Annotated in this window: 14 protein-coding genes; 5 read left to right on the plus strand and 9 right to left on the minus strand. The window is 70.2% G+C overall.

What is annotated here, in order from left to right; translation table 11 throughout:
* Positions 1-27: 27 nt before the first annotated feature.
* From AAFF41_RS19975 to AAFF41_RS19985, 3 genes are all read right to left on the minus strand, one after another.
* Complete coding sequence (locus AAFF41_RS19975; protein WP_319747555.1) at positions 28-816, minus strand: anti-sigma factor family protein; 789 nt, start codon at positions 814-816, stop codon at positions 28-30.
* Positions 817-854: 38 nt separating this feature from the next.
* Positions 855-1,391, minus strand: a complete 537-nt coding sequence (locus AAFF41_RS19980; protein ID WP_054229655.1) for a sigma-70 family RNA polymerase sigma factor — start codon at positions 1,389-1,391, stop codon at positions 855-857.
* Between the two features lie 293 nt (positions 1,392-1,684).
* Positions 1,685-2,272 carry a CGNR zinc finger domain-containing protein gene (locus tag AAFF41_RS19985; protein ID WP_343324358.1) on the minus strand — a complete coding sequence of 196 codons (588 nt, stop codon included), beginning with the start codon at positions 2,270-2,272 and terminating at the stop codon, positions 1,685-1,687.
* Between the two features lie 178 nt (positions 2,273-2,450).
* Between AAFF41_RS19985 and AAFF41_RS19990 the strand changes: the two genes are divergently transcribed.
* Positions 2,451-3,008, plus strand: coding sequence for an anthrone oxygenase family protein (locus tag AAFF41_RS19990; RefSeq protein ID WP_319747548.1), 558 nt, complete (start codon positions 2,451-2,453; stop codon positions 3,006-3,008).
* Here the strand turns inward: AAFF41_RS19990 and AAFF41_RS19995 are convergent.
* The 6 genes from AAFF41_RS19995 to AAFF41_RS20020 form a co-directional block, all read right to left on the minus strand.
* On the minus strand, positions 2,957-4,117 hold the full coding sequence (locus AAFF41_RS19995) for a uroporphyrinogen-III synthase (protein WP_319747546.1): 1,161 nt from the start codon (positions 4,115-4,117) through the stop codon (positions 2,957-2,959). The two genes, AAFF41_RS19990 and AAFF41_RS19995, sit on opposite strands and share 52 nt — an antisense overlap.
* Positions 4,118-4,218: 101 nt before the next feature.
* Complete coding sequence (locus tag AAFF41_RS20000) at positions 4,219-5,598, minus strand: nitrate/nitrite transporter (protein ID WP_319747544.1); 1,380 nt, start codon at positions 5,596-5,598, stop codon at positions 4,219-4,221.
* A 219-nt stretch (positions 5,599-5,817) separates the two neighbouring features.
* Entirely contained in the window at positions 5,818-7,068 is a 1,251-nt protein-coding gene (locus AAFF41_RS20005; protein WP_388412139.1) for an acyltransferase family protein, read from the minus strand.
* Positions 7,069-7,118: 50 nt separating this feature from the next.
* Positions 7,119-9,329 (minus strand): bifunctional polysaccharide deacetylase/glycosyltransferase family 2 protein, encoded by a 2,211-nt coding sequence (locus AAFF41_RS20010; RefSeq protein ID WP_319747542.1) that lies wholly within the window; start codon positions 9,327-9,329, stop codon positions 7,119-7,121.
* Positions 9,329-10,945 (minus strand): collagen-like domain-containing protein, encoded by a 1,617-nt coding sequence (locus tag AAFF41_RS20015; RefSeq protein ID WP_343324359.1) that lies wholly within the window; start codon positions 10,943-10,945, stop codon positions 9,329-9,331. The genes AAFF41_RS20010 and AAFF41_RS20015 overlap by 1 nt, the downstream gene beginning before the upstream one ends.
* A 642-nt stretch (positions 10,946-11,587) precedes the next feature.
* Positions 11,588-12,628 carry a LysR family transcriptional regulator gene (locus tag AAFF41_RS20020; protein ID WP_319747538.1) on the minus strand — a complete coding sequence of 347 codons (1,041 nt, stop codon included), beginning with the start codon at positions 12,626-12,628 and terminating at the stop codon, positions 11,588-11,590.
* A gap of 83 nt (positions 12,629-12,711) precedes the next feature.
* Here AAFF41_RS20020 and AAFF41_RS20025 point away from each other — a divergent pair, with 83 nt between their 5' ends.
* From AAFF41_RS20025 to AAFF41_RS20040, 4 genes are all read left to right on the plus strand, one after another.
* Complete coding sequence (locus AAFF41_RS20025) at positions 12,712-14,067, plus strand: MFS transporter (protein WP_343324360.1); 1,356 nt, start codon at positions 12,712-12,714, stop codon at positions 14,065-14,067.
* Between the two features lie 120 nt (positions 14,068-14,187).
* Positions 14,188-15,483, plus strand: a complete 1,296-nt coding sequence (locus AAFF41_RS20030) for an ABC transporter substrate-binding protein (RefSeq protein ID WP_343324361.1) — start codon at positions 14,188-14,190, stop codon at positions 15,481-15,483.
* Positions 15,480-16,457 carry a carbohydrate ABC transporter permease gene (locus AAFF41_RS20035; RefSeq protein ID WP_319747531.1) on the plus strand — a complete coding sequence of 326 codons (978 nt, stop codon included), beginning with the start codon at positions 15,480-15,482 and terminating at the stop codon, positions 16,455-16,457. Before AAFF41_RS20030 ends, AAFF41_RS20035 begins: the two co-directional genes overlap by 4 nt.
* On the plus strand, positions 16,454-17,275 hold the full coding sequence (locus AAFF41_RS20040) for a carbohydrate ABC transporter permease (protein WP_343324362.1): 822 nt from the start codon (positions 16,454-16,456) through the stop codon (positions 17,273-17,275). Before AAFF41_RS20035 ends, AAFF41_RS20040 begins: the two co-directional genes overlap by 4 nt.
* Positions 17,276-17,278 lie beyond the last annotated feature (3 nt).

Raw genomic sequence — 17,278 nt, forward strand, 5'->3', positions numbered from 1 at the left:
GAGGCTACGTGCGCGCCCTGAGATCGCTCACACGTTCACCTCGACGAGCCGCTTCCCGTCGAAGGTCATGACCTCGAAGTGGTCGATCTCGTTCGGGTTGAAGGCCGCGCCGCCGTGGACGTAGAGGGGTTTCTTCGCCTCTTCCGTCTTGGCGTTCGCGATGCCGTAGCCCCAGTTCGGGACGGCCCAGGAGGTCACCGTCTCGCGCTCGCCGTTCTTGCCGACGGCGATCAGGGAGCACTTCAGCGGGCCCTTGACGTTCTTGAGCTGGAGGACGGCGTGGGTGCCCCAGTCCTTCTTCTCGATCGCGACGACCGCGTTGACCTTGGTGCTCGGGTCCGTGGCCGACTTCTTGTCCGTCATGACGTCGAAGGCGGCCTTGGCCGGGCTGGTGGCCATCGCCCTGTCGGGCGACGCGGTGGTGGTGGTGCCGCCGCCGTTGACGGCCATCACCGTCAGCGGGCCGCCGATGATCAGCGCGGCCGCGGCGGCCACGAGGTAGAGGCCGCGCCGGCGCTTGACCGCGCGTCGCTCCGACACCTCGTCGACCAGCCGTTCCGCGAGCCGTGGGCTCGGGCGGGCGGCCAGCGACTCGCCGATGGCTGGGGTGCCCTGCGAGGCGGGCAGATCCGCGAGCGCGGCGAGCATCGGTTCCATCCCGGCGAGCTCGTCGAGCTGCTGGGCGCACCATTCGCAGGTGGCGAGATGGGCCTCGAAGGCTGTCGCCTCGGCGTCGTCGAGGATACCGAGGGCGTAGGCGCCGACGGTTTCGTGAATGTTGTCACCGGGGTTCTGCTGTCCCCGTGGTCCCTGCATGGCTCCTGGACCGCCCGTTCCGTAACCCCCGTATGTGTTCATGCCGTCACCCCCCGCTCCTCCAGCGCCAGCTTCATCGACCGCAGGGCGTAGAACACCCGGGAGCGCACGGTGCCGCTGGGTATGCCGAGCGTCTCGGCCGCCTCATTGACCGTACGCCCTTTGAAGTACGTTTCGACCAGAACTTCCCTGTGAGCAGGGGTCAGGTCGTCCAGCGCGTCCGACAGTGTCATCAGCCACAACGCCTTGTCGATCTCGTCCTCCGCGGGGATGACCTCCAGCGGTGACGGGTCCACCTCCTGCGGCCGGGCCTGCCGGCTGCGGTGGCCGTCGATGACGATGCGCCGGGCGACCGTCACCAGCCAGGGTCGTACCGAACCGGTCGCCCGATTGAGCTGACCGGCGTTCTTCCAGGCACGGATGAGTGTTTCCTGCACAACGTCCTCGGCACGCTGCCGATCCCCCGCGACCAGCCGCAGCACGTACGCGAGCAACGGACCCGCGTGTTCCCGGTACAGCGCACGCATCAGCTCCTCGTCGGGTTCGTTCGACGAAGCCGACGCAGACGGATTCATGCGATGTCGGGCCCTTGACCTTCGTTCATCAGCCACGGCGGAATCCTTGCGCACGCCTACCTCCGGTGTCCGGGGGATCCCCCAGTCGGTCGCTCGTCCCGGAGTACGTGTCTGGGCGTGCGCATGTTCAAAGAGGTGGGACATATTTCTTGGAAGAGTTGTGAAGGAAGTTTGTTGATCACTGCAAGCGATCGACACATCACGTACGGATGAAGCGAAGGCTCCGGATCGAGTCGTCGAGCGCGGGGCGCTGTGACGCGTTTCATACTCGGTTCACGCGCGTCACACACGGTTCACGCGCGGGCGAGGGCCGCCCGGCGCCGATGCCGGGCCACCCGCTCCCGGTTTCCGCACACCTCGCTGGAACACCACCGTCGCCGCCGCCCCCGGGAGGTGTCGAGATAGACGATCGGGCAGGTGTCCCCCTCGCACTGTCTGAGGCTCGCGCGCGCCACCGGGTCGGTGAGCAGCTCGAGGGCGTCGCGGGCGATGACGGCGAGCAACCCGGGGCGGCCGGGCGGGGTGTGCAGTCGGCGCCGCAGCGAGCCGTCGTCGGCGCGTACGGCCCAGGGGGCGGGCGGGGCGGCGAGCGCGGCGGCGTTGACGCGGGCGAGCGCGGTGTCGGCGGGCCGCGCGTCCAGCTCACCGCGGACCAATTGGGCGACATGGCCACGTAGTTCGCGAAAGCCCACGAGCCAGGAGATGTCGGCCGCCGCGAGCGGGGTCCCCGGGGGGACGAGCCCGGAGCGGGTGATCCAGGCGCGCAGCCGGTCCACCGAGTCGAGCCGTTCCTCTGGGTGGGTGGTCGCGAGGAGGTCCAGGCAGATCCGCCCGGAGTCGAACCTCAGCTCGTACGAGGCCGTGGCCATGCCCGATGCCATGCGCCTGTCACCGCCTTGGGGTTACCGCCGTGAGGGCCGGTGGGGGTCGTACCCCCTACAGTGCATGGCCGCACCCGCGACCGGAAGACCTGTGCCGGTCAGGGGGGTGGACGTCCGCTTATGAGACCGCGCGCCTCGGCCATGTCCGGCGCCGGACCACGCCGGTTGACTCGATGACATGACAGAGAACAGCACGGGGCGGCGTAGCACCCCCGGAGGCGTCCTGGGTGCGGCCACGGTCGCGATGGGCCTGATCGCCGGGGTCTTCTACATTTTCGCCTGCGACGTCATGCCGTCACTGGCCCGCAGTGACGACCGCGTCTTCATCGAGGTCATGCAGAACATCAACGACGTGATCCAGAACCCGGTGTTCTTCCTGAGCTTCATGGGCGCGCTGGTCCTCACGGCGGTCTCCGCCTGGCAGTCGCGCAAGTCCCTCCACCGGTGGTGGGTGTTCGCCGCCCTCGCCGCGTACGCGCTGGCCTTCCTGTTCACGGTCGTCGTGAACGTCCCGCTCAACAACCGCCTGGCGAACGCCGGAAACCCCGCGACGATCGCCGACCCGGCCGCCGTACGCCGACGGTTCGAGGACACCTGGGTCGCCTGGAACGTCGTACGGGCCCTGCTGTCGACGCTCGCCCTGGCCTGCCTCACCCGCGCCCTGCTCCTGTACCGCCACCGCACCTACACGTCGGCGTACTTGGAGTCGGCGGCCGGGTCGAGCGCGAGTCGGTAGCCGCGCTTGACGACGGTCTGGATGAGCTTGGGCGCGCCGAGTGCCGTACGCAGCCGGGCCATGGCCGTCTCGACGGCGTGCTCGTCCCGCCCGGCGCCCGGCAGCGCCCGCAGCAGCTCGGCCCGGGCGACCACCCAGCCGGGGCGGCGGGACAGGGCCCGCAGCAGCGACATCCCGGCGGGCGGTACGGGCCGCAACGCCCCGTCGACCATCACGGCGTGGCCGCGGATCTCGACCCGGTGGCCGGCGATGGGCAACGTGCGGGCCCGGCCGGGGAGTTCCCGGCAGAGCAGCTGGACGAGGGGGCCGAGCCGGAAGCGCTCGGGCTGGACGGTGTCGATGCCGTGCGCCTGCAGAGGGAGCGCGGTGACGGGGCCGACGCAGGCGGGCAGGACGTCGTGATGGAGGGCCGCGAGGAGTTCGGACAGCAGACCGCGGGCCTCGGCCCTGGACAGCAGGGAGGCGGCGGCGGGCGCGCTGGTGAAGGTGAGCGCGTCCAGGCCGCGGGTGACGGTGGCGTCGAGGAGCCGGTCGACGGGACCGATGTCCTCCGGCGGCATCCACCGGTAGACGGGGACCCCCACGACCTCGGCTCCGGCGGCCCGCAGCGACTCCACGAACCCGGGCAGCGGCTCGCCGTGCAGCTGTACGGCGATACGGCGGCCCTCGACGCCCTCCTCCAGGAGCCGGTCGAGCACCTCGGCCATGGACTCGGAGGAGGGCGACCACTCCTCGGTCAGCCCCTGGGCCCGTACGGCGCCCTTCACCTTGGGGCCACGCGCCAGCAGTTCGACCCCGCGCAACCGACCGAGCAGGGCCTCGCCGAGCCCCCACCCGTCGGCGGCCTCGATCCAGCCGCGGAAGCCGATCGCGGTGGTGGCGACCACGATGTCGGGCGCCTGGTCGATCAGCTCCTTGGTGGCGGCGAGGAGTTCGCTGTCGTCGGCGAGCGGCACGATGCGCAGGGCGGGCGCGTGCTGGACGACGGCGCCGCGTCGCTGGAGCAAAGCCCCGAGTTCGTCGGCCCGACGCGCGGCCGTCACACCCACGGTGAACCCCGCGAGGGGGCCGCAGTCCTGCCCGGCCGGTCGCTGCTGTTCGTCGTCCATGGCTCTCGTCTCGCGCTGGGGGTCTACGTACGGTCACGGCCGACCGAGCCTGTCAACGCCCCGTGACAGGCTCGGTTCCCCTTGATGTCACCCGTGTTACGTCAGACCTCGACGTAGCTGAGCTGCGGCTTCGCCTCTGCGGCAGTGGCCGTACGGGTCTGGGCGGCGGGGCCGCGAAGGTATACGGCCCAGGTCACCAGGAAGCACAGCGCGTAGAAGGCGAGGAAGGCCACGAAGGCGCCGGTGCCGGAGCCGTAGGACAGGAAGGACTGCCGGAAGGCGAGGTTGATGCCGACGCCGCCGAGCGCGCCCACCGCGCCGATGAGGCCCATGGAGGCGCCGGACAGCCGCCGCCCGTAGGAGGCGGCAGCCTCCCCTTCCAGTCCCTTGGCGACGGCCTTGGCCTGGAAGATGCCCGGGATCATCTTGTACGTCGAGCCGTTGCCGAGCCCGGTGAGCACGAACAGCGCGATGAACGCGATCGTGAACAGGGGAAGCGACTTCTGGGTGGAGGCGACGACGATGACACCGGTCGCGCCGGCCATGGCGACGAAGTTCCACAGCGTGATGCGCGCGCCGCCGTAGCGGTCGGCGAGCCAGCCGCCCACGGGGCGGATCAGCGAGCCGAGCAGCGGGCCGATGAAGGTGACGTAGGCCGCCTGCAGCGGAGTGCGGCCGAACTGGTTCTGGAGCACCTGCCCGAAAGCGAAGCTGTAGCCGATGAACGACCCGAAGGTGCCGATGTAGAGGAAGGACATGATCCAGGTGTGGGCGTCCTTCGCGGCGTCCCTGGCGGCGCCGGTGTCGTTCTTCACGGACGCGATGTTGTCCATGGAGACGGCGGCGAGCACGGCGGCGACGACGATCAGCGGGATGTAGATCCCCAGCAGGACCCTCGGTCCCCCGTTCGCGCCGATGATCGCGAGCGCCACGAGCTGGATGACGGGCACGCCGATGTTTCCGCCGCCCGCGTTGAGACCGAGCGCCCAGCCCTTCTTCCTCAGCGGGAAGAAGGCGTTGATGTTGGTCATGCTGGAGGCGAAGTTGCCGCCGCCGATGCCGGCGAGCAGACCGACGAGCAGGAAGGTGTCGAACGAGGTCCCCGGCTTCATCACCACGAACGCGGCGACGCTCGGGACGAGCAGCAGGCTCGCCGAGACGATGGTCCAGTTCCGGCCGCCGAAGATCGCCACCGCGAAGGTGTACGGCACCCGCACCACGGCTCCGACCAGCGTCACCATCGAGGTGAGCATGAACTTGTCGGCCGGGGTGAGCCCGTACTCGGGGCCCATGAAGAGCACCATCACCGACCACATGGTCCAGATCGAGAACCCGATGTGCTCGGAGAGCACGGAGAAGAGCAGGTTCCGCCGGGCGACCTTCTCACCCGTCTCTTTCCAGAAGGTCTCGTCCTCCGGGTCCCACTCCTGGATCCAGCGGCCTCCCCTGCTCGGTGCGGGGGCTGTATTAGGGGCTGTCATGACGCCTCCACGGTTCTCCGGTGCGGTGCCCAGGTGTCGTACAACGACTGACTGAGTCCCGAAGGTAGGGAGGACGCGTTTCGAGGCTGTGGCTGTGAGTGACCGGAAAGGAACGTTGCTCTCACGAGAGCGAGGGGGCGACGGTGAGGACTTCCGGATGAGGACGGCTCGGTGAAGACCGGGTGAGGACGTCCGGGGTGCCGTCGCCCCTGCCTGTGTCTAGACCCGGTGGCTCCCCCGCGAGGCGCCCGTCTTCCTCTTCGCGCCGTTGGGCCACAGTCTCGGGCTGCGCTTGGCGGCGATGTCCTCGATCCAGCCGAAGGCCAGGATCGTCAGGCCGATGAGGGGCCAGACCAGGAGAAACATCCACACCATGTACGAGGAGTCGAGCGCGGCCACCGCGCTGTCGCTCTGCATGAACGGGAGGTTGTAGGCCTGGTCGATGATCGGGACCGTGGCCATGATCAGCATGTTGTGCCAGAGGTAGATCGTGACGGCCCGGTTGTTGGACAGGGTGATCAGCTTGTCCCAGCGGGCCAGCCGGCCGGGGAGTTCCTGCCAGGACGGGGAGTACTGGAGCAGGATGACGACGAAGCCGAAGGACCAGGCCGCCTGGGCGAGGGGGATGTCGTTCAGGTCCCAGCCGTCGGGACCCAGGTGTCCCGAGGCCCACCACAGGCCGAAGGCCATGAGCAGGGCCGAGCAGGAGATCGCCAGATAGCGGGGGACGCGTCGCAGGACGCCCTCGTGGTGGGCGAAGCCCAGGACCCAGCAGCCGCCGTAGACCGTGAAGTCGGAGATCGCGTTGCCCGTCTCGCCGGGGATGGTGACCAGGCCGGTGCCGAGGACCGCCGTCAGGGCGAGGGGGGCCAGCAGCGTCGCCCAGGGCACCCTGCGGAAGGCCCACAGCAGCAGGGGCGAGGCGATCACGAACCACAGATAGGCGCGCAGGTACCAGAGCGGGCCGGCCGCCTGGACCGCCCAGGTGTCCTCCAGCAGGCCGGACTTGGAGCCGACGTGCCAGGGGAAGGGCGGGGCGCCGATCGGAATGACGTAGTCGATCAGCTTGACGAGGCCCCAGGTGCCGCCGTTGTCGGGGTCCTTCATCACGTTCCAGCCACCCGCGAACATCAGCGCGAGGGCCACCGCGCTGAACGCCCACAGGGGCGGCAGGAGACGGCGGACGCGGCCGCGGATCACACCGAGGGCCGGGCGGCTGAGCGAGCGGGCCATCAGCGAGCCCGCGAGCGCGAACATCACGCCCATGGAGGGGAAGACGACCGTCAGCCATGCCCAGCCGAAGAGGTGGTAGACGACCACACGGACCAGCGCGATCGAGCGCAGCAGGTCCAGGTAGCGGTCACGGCCGGGCTTCTTGGGCGCGGGAGCGGACCGCGCGGCTGATCCCGGGGTGGGTGTCGGCGCGGGTGCGGGGGCGGAGGTCGGCGATGGTGCCGGTTCGGGGTGGATCCGGGCCGATCCCAGCGGCGGTGTCGCACCCGTCGTGTACTCGTGCGTGGTCACGCGACCGGCCTCCGATCGTTCCCGCTCTGTGCCGTCCGCTGCCGCGGGATCGATCCCGGTGCCTCCACGACGCCCGTGCGCCGCAGCTTCTGCCAGCGCAGCCGGCCGCCGGTGAGCGCGGTGATCCAGGACTGGAGGAGGACCATGTACATCAACTGCCTGTAGAGGATCTGCTGGAGCGGGAGCGAGATGAGATACCGCATGCGCTCACGGTCCAGCCGGAACGCGTACGCCGCGCAGGCCGTCTGGATGGCGAGGACGCCCAGCCACGCGAGGACCGTCTTCTGCGTCGGGCCGAAGACGAGCCCGTACAGCAGGAAGACGTCGATCAGCGGGGCCAGCAGCGGGGCCAGGACCATGAACAGCGAGACCAGCGGCAGGCCCACCCGGCCGAAGCGGCCCGACGGGCCCCGTTCGACGAGCGCTCTGCGGTGCTTCCAGATCGCCTGCATCGTGCCGTACGACCAGCGGTAGCGCTGGGACCAGAGCTGCTGGACGGACTCCGGCGCCTCCGTCCACGCGCGTGCCTTCTCCGCGTAGACGACCCGCCAGCCGTCGCGGTGCAGGGCCATCGTGATGTCGGTGTCCTCGGCGAGCGTGTCGTCGCTCATGCCGCCGACCCGCTCCAGCGCGGAGCGGCGGAAGGCGCCGACCGCGCCGGGGATGGTCGGCATGCAGCCGAGGATGTCGTACATCCGGCGGTCGAGGTTGAAGCCCATCACGTACTCGATGTGCTGCCAGGCCCCGATGAGGGAGTCGCGGTTGCCGACCTTGGCGTTGCCCGCGACCGCGCCGACGCTCGGGTCGGCGAACGGCTGGACGAGTTCACGGACGGTGGCCGGTTCGAAGACCGTGTCGCCGTCCATCATCACGACGATGTCGTGACGGGCGTTGGCCAGGCCCCGGTTGAGGGCCGCGGGCTTGCCGGCGTTGTGCTGGCGCACGACGCGGACGTTCGGCAGCAGCAGGTCCTCGACGATCCGCGCCGTGCCGTCGCTCGAACCGTCGTCGACGACGAGCACTTCGACGGGGTGTTCGCTCGCCATCAGGGAACGGACCGTGTTCTCTATGCACTTGGCCTCGTTGTACGCCGGCACGAGCACCGACACCGGTTCGGTGACCGGCGCCGGACCCCAGCGGAAGTCCTTGCGCCGCACCCGGCGGGCATGCAGGGCGGAGAGCAGGAGCATCATGCCGAAGCGGGTGAAGACGAGCACGCCGATGATCGCGATGCCGACGACCAGGACGTCGGTGACGTCGTCGGAGGCCCGCACCAGGTAGATCCAGGCCTTGCCCTTCCACCGTTCGAGGCCGGTGACCTGGGTGTGCGCGCTGGGCGCGTCGAGGGCCTCGGTGAGGTTCTGGAACCGGTACCCGCGCTCCTGAAGCTCCGGCACGAACTTGTCCAACGCCTGCACGGTCTGGTGGCGGTCGCCGCCGGAGTCGTGCATCAGGACGATCGCGCCCTTGCCGCCCTTGGGCGTGGCGTTGCGGATGATCCGGTCGACGCCCGGCTTCTGCCAGTCCTCACTGTCGGTGTTGTTGACGACGGTGATGTAACCGCGCGTACCGATGTACTCCGTCACCGGCCAGGACTTGTTGTCCATGGCGTCCGCGAAGGACGAGTACGGGGGCCGGAAGAGCGAGGTGCGGATGCCCGCCGCGCCGGTCAGAGCCAGCTGGTTCTGGGAGAGCTCCCAGTCGATGCGCTTCGTGGACTGGAAGGAGAGGTCGGGGTGGTTGAAGGTGTGCAGGCCTACCTCGTGGCCCTCCTCGACCATGCGCTTCACCAGTTCCGGATAGCGCGAGGTCATGGTGCCGGTGACGAAGAAGACGGCGTGGGCGTGGTGCTTCTTCAGCACGTCGAGGACCTTGGGTGTCCACGTGGGGTCCGGGCCGTCGTCGAAGGTGAGGACGAGCCGGTGGTCGGGGACGGTCAGGCTGTTCGTGCGGCCACCGCGGGTGTCGATGACCGGGCCGCCGTCGAGGATCTTGTCCGGCACCTTGTCGGTGGCGGCCTCGGGCTGGATGCGGTGGTCGGCGAGGATCTCGCTGTGCACATAGCCGCGCAGCATCAGCATCGCCAGCATCGCGACGAGGAGCAGCGAGGGCAGCAGCCAGCGCATGGGCAGCCGTCGGCGCCGGACATCGGGTGCCGGACGCCGCGCACGGGGAGCGGTCCCGTGCGCGTGGGTGCGGGATGCCATCAGAGGATGTTCTCCAGGTTCTGCGGGGTCGCCGGGCTCACCGGGTTCTCCGGGGACGAGGAGCTGGTGAGGCCGGGCTCGGAGGCGATGGGGCCCGGTTCTACGGGGCTGTCGGCGACCGTGCCGACGCCGCCGGCACCGACCGTGCTCTCCGAGGGGCTCGGCGAGGCGGCGCCGTCCTCGGAGGGGCTGGGGTCGGGCGGGCCGGACACCGGGAGGGAGGGCGGGGTGACGGGGTCCTTGGTGGTGCTGGTGCTCGGTTTCGGCCTGGTGGTGGCGGACGTCGAGGGCTTCGGGTCCGCGGACGTGCCCGGGTCGGTGGCGCTCGCGGAGGCGCCCGGTGTCGGGCTGACGCCCGGTGCGGGGGCCGTACCGTCGCTCGCCGAGGCGCTCGCGCCGGGCGCGGCGCTGCTCGCGCCGGACGGCGACACCGAGTCGGTGGGCAGCGGCGAGGTGTCGACCTTCCCGGCCGGCGTGTCGTCCTGCTGGCCCGGTACCGGCAGCCAGGGCGCGCTGGAGTTGCCGGACAGGAGTGTGGCGACGATGACGACGGCGTACACCGCGCAGGCGATGCCGACGAGGATGCCGAGCCGGCGGAACCTGCGGCTGCGGCGGCCGGACTCGTCGACGAACACCGGGCCGTCCTGGACGCCCGGGGCGTCCTTGGCCTGCTGAACCAGCCAGTCGTCCGTCTTCCGCCGTCCGACTCCGTCGAGTTGAACCGTCACCTCGTGCGGATCGTGGGTGTGTCCCGGCTCACCGGACTGCTCCCAGGACACGGCAGCGGACCCGCCGGGCGTGTCGGCCCCACGGCCCACGGTCGTGCGACCGTCCCCATGGACCCTCCCGAGCGTGTCCGCCCCGCGCTCCACAACCGGCCAGCCTCCCCGCTCGGGTCGGCTGGGCGTGTCGGGTCGACCGAGGGTGTCGGATCCGCTGGGCGTGTCGAACCGGCCGAAGGCGTCGGGTCGACCGAGGGCGTCGGATCGCCCGAGGGTGTCCGGCCGACCGAAGGCGTCGGATCGCCCGAGGGTGTCCGGTCGACCAAAAGTGTCGGGGCGCCTGCGCGCGTCCGGCCAGCCACCCGTGGCCGGCCGATCGTCCTTGCCGACGCGTCGCTCGGCTCCGGCCCGGTCGCGCGGTCCGGCGGGCTGGTCGGACGCCTCGGCACGCCGATCCGCCCCGGCGCGGTCGCGCGGCCCGGCGGGCTGATCGGGAACCCCGGCGAGGTCGTCCGGTCCAGCGGCCCCGTCGGGCACCCCGGTGGCGTCGTCCGATCCGACCGCCATGTCGGCGACCACGGCACGACGGTTCGACCCAGCACGGCGAACCGCCCCGGCCCGCCCGGCCGACCCGGCCCCCAGGGCAGCCTCTTCTCCCCGGTCCACTCCGGTACGGTCACGCGGCCCGGCGGGCTGATCGGGAACCCCAGCGAGGTCGTCCGGTCCAGCGGCCCCGTCGGGCACCCCGGTAGCGCCGTCCGGTCGGCCCGCCCGGTCGACGACCCCGGCACGGCCGACCACCCCGGCCCGCAGGTCCGCCTCGTCTCCATGGTTCGCCTCGTCGTGGCGCTCCGCGCCGGGGCGGTCGGCGCCCCCGTCGTCGTCCGCGCTCACCCGACGGTCCCCATCGAACCGTCGCTCAACCCCAGCCCGACCACCGACACCGGACGCACGGCCCGCACCGGACGGCCCTTCAGAGCCGGACGATCGGCCCGCACCGGGCAACCCCTCGGAACCGGACGAACGGCCCGCACCCGGCACCCGGCCCGCGCCGAACGCACCCTCGGCGCCCGCTCCACGTTCCGCGCCCGTTCTCGTATCGGCGCCCGGTCGGCCTTCGCCGCCAGCCCCAGGCTCTCTTTCGACACCGCGTTCGACATCGGTGTCGGATTCCGCTTCCGCGGCGAGCCCCACGGCGGCGGCCCCCGCGATCTGGGGCCACGTCGACGTCGCACGAGCGGCCTCGGGCCATACCACCGACACTCCGGATCCCGTCGGCACGGTCGGCGCAGCCGACTCCCCGGTTCCACGCCCGTCCACCTGATCGACATCTCGGTGATCAGGTTGGGCGTCTTTTCGCCACTTCTCCACGTGCACGCACATCCCCCCAGGGACAGGTTTCGGGTGCGCGCACGACTCCGGGCATTACGTATATGTCGTTCGGAACGAGCCCCCACCCGTCCCGAGCGCCCCCCTTTACCACACTGCACCCGGACCATGAATGTAGCGCATGCGGAAGACCCGTGTGCTTATGTGTCAATCCTGCCCCGCCATCACCAGCTCATCGCTGGCCGGAATCCAACCGTCCGCAGGGCGCCGAAGCCACCCCTCCTCGGCAGCCAGCTCGCCGGCGGCTCGTCGAAGGGCATCGATCCCGGGGTGCACCAGCCCCTTTCGCCACACCAAAGACACGGGTGACAACGGAACGGGTCCAACAAGAGGTTTCCGCACGGTTTGAGGCATGGCCGGAAAATCCACCACAGCGAGGACAGGGTTCCGCTTCTTGGCCATGACCCGCCGGAACTCATCGGCTCCGACGGCCAACGGCGCGGGTGGCGCCAGCGCGATACCGCGCCCCTCGAAAAGGTGAAGCGCCAAGTCGGTCCACTCCCGCGTCCGCGGGTTCCCCGCCCCGGCGTACACCGTCTCGCCCGCGAGCGCGTCGAGCGGCACCGCGTCCAGGCCGGCGAGGTGATGGTCCTCGGGCAGCACGACGGCCATCGGCTCGTACCGTACGGGCTGCTGTTCGAGCCGCGCCCGGACCGCCGGATCGAGGCCCGCGAACCGTCCGAACGACGCGTCCAGGCGCCCCGCGAGGATCTCCCCCGCCGCGCCGGTGAGCCCGCTCTCGAAGCGGGCCATCAGCTCGCAGTCGGGCGCGAGCGCACGGGCCCGGTCCAGGACGCGGCCGGAGACGAGACCCGGGGAGTTGACGTCGACGAGCAGCGGCCGCTCCGGGCCGTCCCCCGCGAACGCGGACAGCAGCGCGTCCTGCGCCTCCAGCACCCGCCGCGCGTACGGCACCAGCCGCTCACCGTCGGCGGTCGGCGTCACCTGCCGGGTCGTACGCACGAACAGCTCCGCCCCGAGTTCGCGCTCCAGTCGCCGGATGTCACGACTGAGGGCCTGTTGGGCGACGTACAGCCGGGTGGCGGCCCGCGTGAAGTGCAACTCCTCGACGACGACGAGGAACCCGCGCAGGAGCCGCGGGTCGAGATGGCGGTGAGCGAGGCCGGGAGAGAGGCCGGCAGAACGGTCGGGGGAGCGGTCGGGGGAGCCGTCGACAGGGGCAGGCATCACGCGAACTTACAACGCAAGTGCGTCAATGGCCACGGACTAAGTGTTGGACCGCCCACCCCCCACCCGGCGACGGTTGGCCCATGCCGCAACAGCCCTCCGAGCGCGCGTTCCCGCCCCTGCTCACCGCCACCGGCGACAGCCTGGTGATCGCCGACTTCCGCCCCCGTCGCCAGAAGGCCCCACGCCGTCAAAAGGCCCCGCACTGCCGGACAACCCCGTACCACCGCCTCTTCACCATCCCCGGCGCCCGCGCCTTCACCGTCGGGAACCTGCTCGCCCGGCTCCCCATGGGGATGTTCAGCGTCAGCGCGGTGATCATGATCGCGGGCTCGCGTGGTTCGTACGCCCTCGCCGGTGCCGTGACGGCGACCGGCCTCGCGGCGACCGCGCTGGTCGCTCCCTGGACCGCACGGCTCGTCGACCGCCACGGTCAGGCCCGGATCGCGGTGCCGGCCACCGCCTTCGCCCTGCTGGGAAGCGTCGCGCTGCTCCTGTGCGTGCGCTTCGGGGCGCCGGACTGGACCCTGTTCGCCGCGTACGCCGCCACGGCCACCACCCCCAACACGGGCGGCATGTCACGCGCCCGCTGGGCCCACCTCCTGCGGGACGACCCGGCCGCCGCGCACACCGCGAACTCCTTCGAACAGGCCGCGGACGAGCTGTGTTTCATGCTGGGCCCGGTGTGCGCGGCCTTCCTGTGCGGGACGTTCTTCCCGGAGGCGGGCACGCTGGTGGCCGGCGTGCTGATGATGACCGGCGTGCTGATCTTCGCCGCCCAGCGTTCGACGGAGCCGCCGCCCCAGCCCCGTACGCCCTCCAAGTCCCCCCTCCTGGCCGCCGGAATGCCACCCCTGCTCCTCTGTTTCCTCGCCACCGGTGCCGTCTTCGGTTCGATGGAGGTCGTCACGATCGCCTTCGCGGACGCACAGGGGCATCGGTCGGCGGCGGGCGCGGTGCTCGCCCTCCAGGCGGCCGGGTCGTGCGTGGCGGGGCTGCTGTACGGGGCGCGGAAGCCGACCGGTCCGGCCGAGCGGCGCCATCCATGGTGTCTCGCCGCCATGACGGCCCTCATGACCCTCCCCCTGCTCGCGGCCTCTCTGACCGCCTCGCTCCCGGCCCTCGCGGGCGCGCTGCTGCTCGCCGGGGCCGCGACCGCGCCGACCATGGTCACCGGCATGGCCCTCGTCCAGCGGCGCACTCCCGAGGGCCGGTTGAACGAGGGCATGACCCTCGCGGTGACGGGCCTGCTCGGCGGGATCGCCTGCGGCTCGGCGACCGGCGGCTGGCTGGTCGAACACCTCTCGGCGACGGCGGGGTACGGGGTGCCGATCGCGGCGGCGGGAAGCGCGCTCGCGATCTCCCTCACGATCCCACCGGTGTCCGACCCGCCGAACCGCCGCCAATCCCTCGGCCCCAATTCCGACGCACCCCATTGACGCACCCGGGCCCCCCACATACCTTCCCCCGTCGAAGCGCTTCGACGTCACGCATCGAAACGATTCGACGAACGCCGCGTGACGGTCCAGAAACCCATCCAACTCCCCTGGAGGCAATGGATGTTGACGACACGAAGGCGTGCGCTGGCGACGGCGGCGGTGGCCCTGGCGGGCTCCCTGCTGCTGGCGTCCTGCGGCAGCTCGGACAGCGGTTCCCCGGACGGCAAGACGCTGAAACTGTGGCACTACGAAGCGCCGGACAGCGCGATGGGCGTCGCCTGGAACGAGGCCATCAAGGAGTTCGAGGCGAAGCATCCCGGCGTCAAGGTGAAGTTCGAGGAGAAGGGCTTCGAGCAGATCCAGAAGACGGCCCCGATGGTCCTCAACTCGAACGACGCGCCCGACATCATGGAGTACAACAAGGGCAACGCGACGGCCGGACTGCTCTCCAAGCAGGGGCTGCTCACCGATCTGACCGCCGAGGCGACCAAGCGCGGCTGGGACAAGAAGCTCAGCGCGGGTGTGCGCACCACCAGCCAGTACGACACCAACGGGGTCATGGGCTCCGGCAAGTGGTACGGCGTGCCCAACTACGCCGAGTACACGATGGTGTTCTACAACAAGGACCTCTTCAAGAGGTACGGCATCGCCGAGCCCACCACCCTCGACCAGCTCACCGCCGCCATGGACACGTTCGTGTCGAAGGGCATCACCCCGTTGGCGAACGCGGGCGCCGAGTACGTGGCCCAGCAGTACCTGTACCAGCTCGCCCTCTCCCAGGCCGACCGTTCCTGGGTCGACAAGTACGAGCTCTACAAGGGCAAGACGGACTTCCACGACGCCGCCTGGACGTACGCCGCCACGACCTTCGCCGACTGGGTGAAGAAGGGCTACATCAGCAAGAAGTCCACCTCGCTCAAGGCCGAGGACGCGGGCGTCTCCTTCATCCAGGGCAAGAGCCCGATCCTGTTCAGCGGCAGCTGGTGGTACGGGCGCTTCCAGACGGAGAATACGTTCGACTGGGGCACCTTCCTCTGGCCCGGCAGCAATCTCACCCTCGGCTCCGGCGGCAACCTCTGGGTCGTCCCCAAGGGCGCCAAGAACAAGGACCTCGCCTACGACTTCATCGACATCACCATGTCGCAGAAGATCCAGAACCTGCTCGGCAACAAGGGCGGGGTCCCGGTGGGCGCCGACACCGCCGCCATCACCGACCCGAAGGCCAAGACCCTGATCGCCGACTTCAACACGCTCTCCGGCAAGGACGGGCTGGCCTTCTACCCGGACTGGCCGGTCGCCGGCTTCTACGACGTCCTCGTCTCCGAGACCCAGAAGCTGATCACGGGGAGCGAGAAACCGGACGCCTATCTGAGCGCGCTGCAGACGGCGTACGACAAGGGCGCGCCGAAGACATGACGGTCACCGTCGAACGGGGCGGCCGGGTCGTCCGGAGGCACCACCGGCACCACGGCCGTACGACGCGCCCGCGCCGCCCCCACTCCTCCTACGCCCTCTTCCTGCTCCCCGGGGTCCTCGCCTTCCTCGTGGTGATCGTCGTGCCGTTCCTGATGAACACCGGTGTGAGCTTCACCGACTGGCAGGGCGTCGGCTCGCCGACGTGGTCGGGGCTCGCCAACTACCGCGAGCTGACGCACGACTCCGAGTTCTGGGCGTCCTTCCGGCACAGCCTGTTCATGGTCGTCGCCATGGCCGCCGTACCGACGGTCCTCGGACTCGTGCTGGCCGCCGCCCTCTTCGACTTCGTCGGCAAGCACTTCGGCACGAAGATCGCCGCCGTCCTGCGCGCCTGTTTCTACCTCCCCCAGGTCCTGCCCATCGCCGTCGCCGGCATCGTCTGGAGCTGGATCCTCGCCCCCGACAACGGCTCCCTGAACGCGCTCCTGAAGGCGGTGGGCCTCGGCTCGCTCCAGCGGGACTGGCTCGGCGACCCCGACTTCGCCCTCTACAGCGTCATGGGCGTGATGGTGTGGGTCCAGATCGGCTTCCCACTGGTCGTCTTCATGGCGGGGCTGCAGCGCGTCGACCCGCAGCTGTACGAGGCGGCGGAGCTGGACGGCGCGGGCTGGTGGCGCCGCTTCTGGCACATCACGCTGCCGCAGATCCGCCCGGAGATCTACGTCGTCCTCCTCTGGTGCACGATCGCCGCGCTCAAGGTGTTCGGCGCGGTGTACGTCCTCACCAAGGGCGGTCCCGGCGGCGCGACCGACGTGCCGTCCTACTTCTCCTTCACCACCTTCTTCGAGAAGACCCAGGTCGGCTACGGCGCCGCGATCTCCACCGTGCTGACCGTGATCATCCTCGTACTCGCCCTGATCGGCCTGAAGCTCCAGACCCGCGCCGAGGACGCCGAGGAAGGACTCCGCGCATGACCGCCGTACGCCGCTACCCCGTCCTCGTGGCCCTGATCATCGCGGCCCTGTTCATGGTGCTGCCCTTCGGCATCGTCGCGATCAACGCGGTCAAGTCCCCCACCGAGTACTCGTCGAACGGACCCCTCAGCCTGCCCCACGGCCTCTACCTCGACGGCCTCAAGGACTTCTGGCAGCGCGTCGACTACGGCCAGAAGCTCGTCAACTCGATCCTGATCTCCGGCTCGGTGGCGATCGGCGCCGCCATGCTGTCCGTCCTGAACGCGTACGCGATCGGCATCGGCCGCATCAAGGGCCGCACCTGGGTCCTCGCCTTCTTCGTACTGGCGAACATGCTGCCGCAGGAGGCGCTGGTCTACCCGATCTACTACCTGAGCAAGCAAGCGGGACTCTACGACACCCGGCTCAGCGTGATCATCGTGTTCACCGTCGTCCAGGCGGCCTTCGGCACGTATCTCCTGTCCTCCGTCCTCGGGCAGTTCCCGCGCGAGATCATCGAGGCCGCCCGGATCGACGGGGCGAACAAGTGGCAGGTGCTCTGGCGGATCGTGGTCCCCGTCAGCCGCCCCACCATCGGCGTCCTCCTGGTCTTCTTCTTCATCTGGACCTGGAACGAGTTCCTGCTGCCGCTGGTCATGCTGATCTCCAACGACAACCAGACGGTGTCGGTGGCGCTCGGCGTCCTCCAGGGCCAACGCCTGATGGACGCGACCATGACCAACGCGGCGGCTCTCCTGGGCGTGCTCCCCGCGATCGTCTTCTTCCTCGTCTTCCAGCGGACACTGACCCGCGGCATCGCCGTGGGCGCGGTCAAGTAAGGG

It is taken from the genome of Streptomyces mirabilis (assembly GCF_039503195.1).
GTDB classification, from domain to species: Bacteria; Actinomycetota; Actinomycetes; order Streptomycetales; family Streptomycetaceae; genus Streptomyces; species Streptomyces mirabilis_D.

What these genes read in the sequence shown, in the direction of transcription:
- AAFF41_RS19990 (WP_319747548.1), top strand. Translation starts at nt 2,451, where the DNA reads ATGACAGAGAACAGCACGGGGCGGCGTAGCACCCCCGGAGGCGTCCTG.
- AAFF41_RS20040 (WP_343324362.1), top strand. Translation starts at nt 16,454, where the DNA reads ATGACCGCCGTACGCCGCTACCCCGTCCTCGTGGCCCTGATCATCGCG.
- AAFF41_RS20020 (WP_319747538.1), bottom strand. Translation starts at nt 12,628, where the DNA reads ATGCCTGCCCCTGTCGACGGCTCCCCCGACCGCTCCCCCGACCGTTCT.
- AAFF41_RS19975 (WP_319747555.1), bottom strand. Translation starts at nt 816, where the DNA reads ATGCAGGGACCACGGGGACAGCAGAACCCCGGTGACAACATTCACGAA.
- AAFF41_RS20010 (WP_319747542.1), bottom strand. Translation starts at nt 9,329, where the DNA reads ATGGCATCCCGCACCCACGCGCACGGGACCGCTCCCCGTGCGCGGCGT.
- AAFF41_RS19985 (WP_343324358.1), bottom strand. Translation starts at nt 2,272, where the DNA reads ATGGCATCGGGCATGGCCACGGCCTCGTACGAGCTGAGGTTCGACTCC.
- AAFF41_RS20035 (WP_319747531.1), top strand. Translation starts at nt 15,480, where the DNA reads ATGACGGTCACCGTCGAACGGGGCGGCCGGGTCGTCCGGAGGCACCAC.
- AAFF41_RS19995 (WP_319747546.1), bottom strand. Translation starts at nt 4,117, where the DNA reads ATGGACGACGAACAGCAGCGACCGGCCGGGCAGGACTGCGGCCCCCTC.
- AAFF41_RS19980 (WP_054229655.1), bottom strand. Translation starts at nt 1,391, where the DNA reads ATGAATCCGTCTGCGTCGGCTTCGTCGAACGAACCCGACGAGGAGCTG.
- AAFF41_RS20025 (WP_343324360.1), top strand. Translation starts at nt 12,712, where the DNA reads ATGCCGCAACAGCCCTCCGAGCGCGCGTTCCCGCCCCTGCTCACCGCC.
- AAFF41_RS20030 (WP_343324361.1), top strand. Translation starts at nt 14,188, where the DNA reads ATGTTGACGACACGAAGGCGTGCGCTGGCGACGGCGGCGGTGGCCCTG.
- AAFF41_RS20000 (WP_319747544.1), bottom strand. Translation starts at nt 5,598, where the DNA reads ATGACAGCCCCTAATACAGCCCCCGCACCGAGCAGGGGAGGCCGCTGG.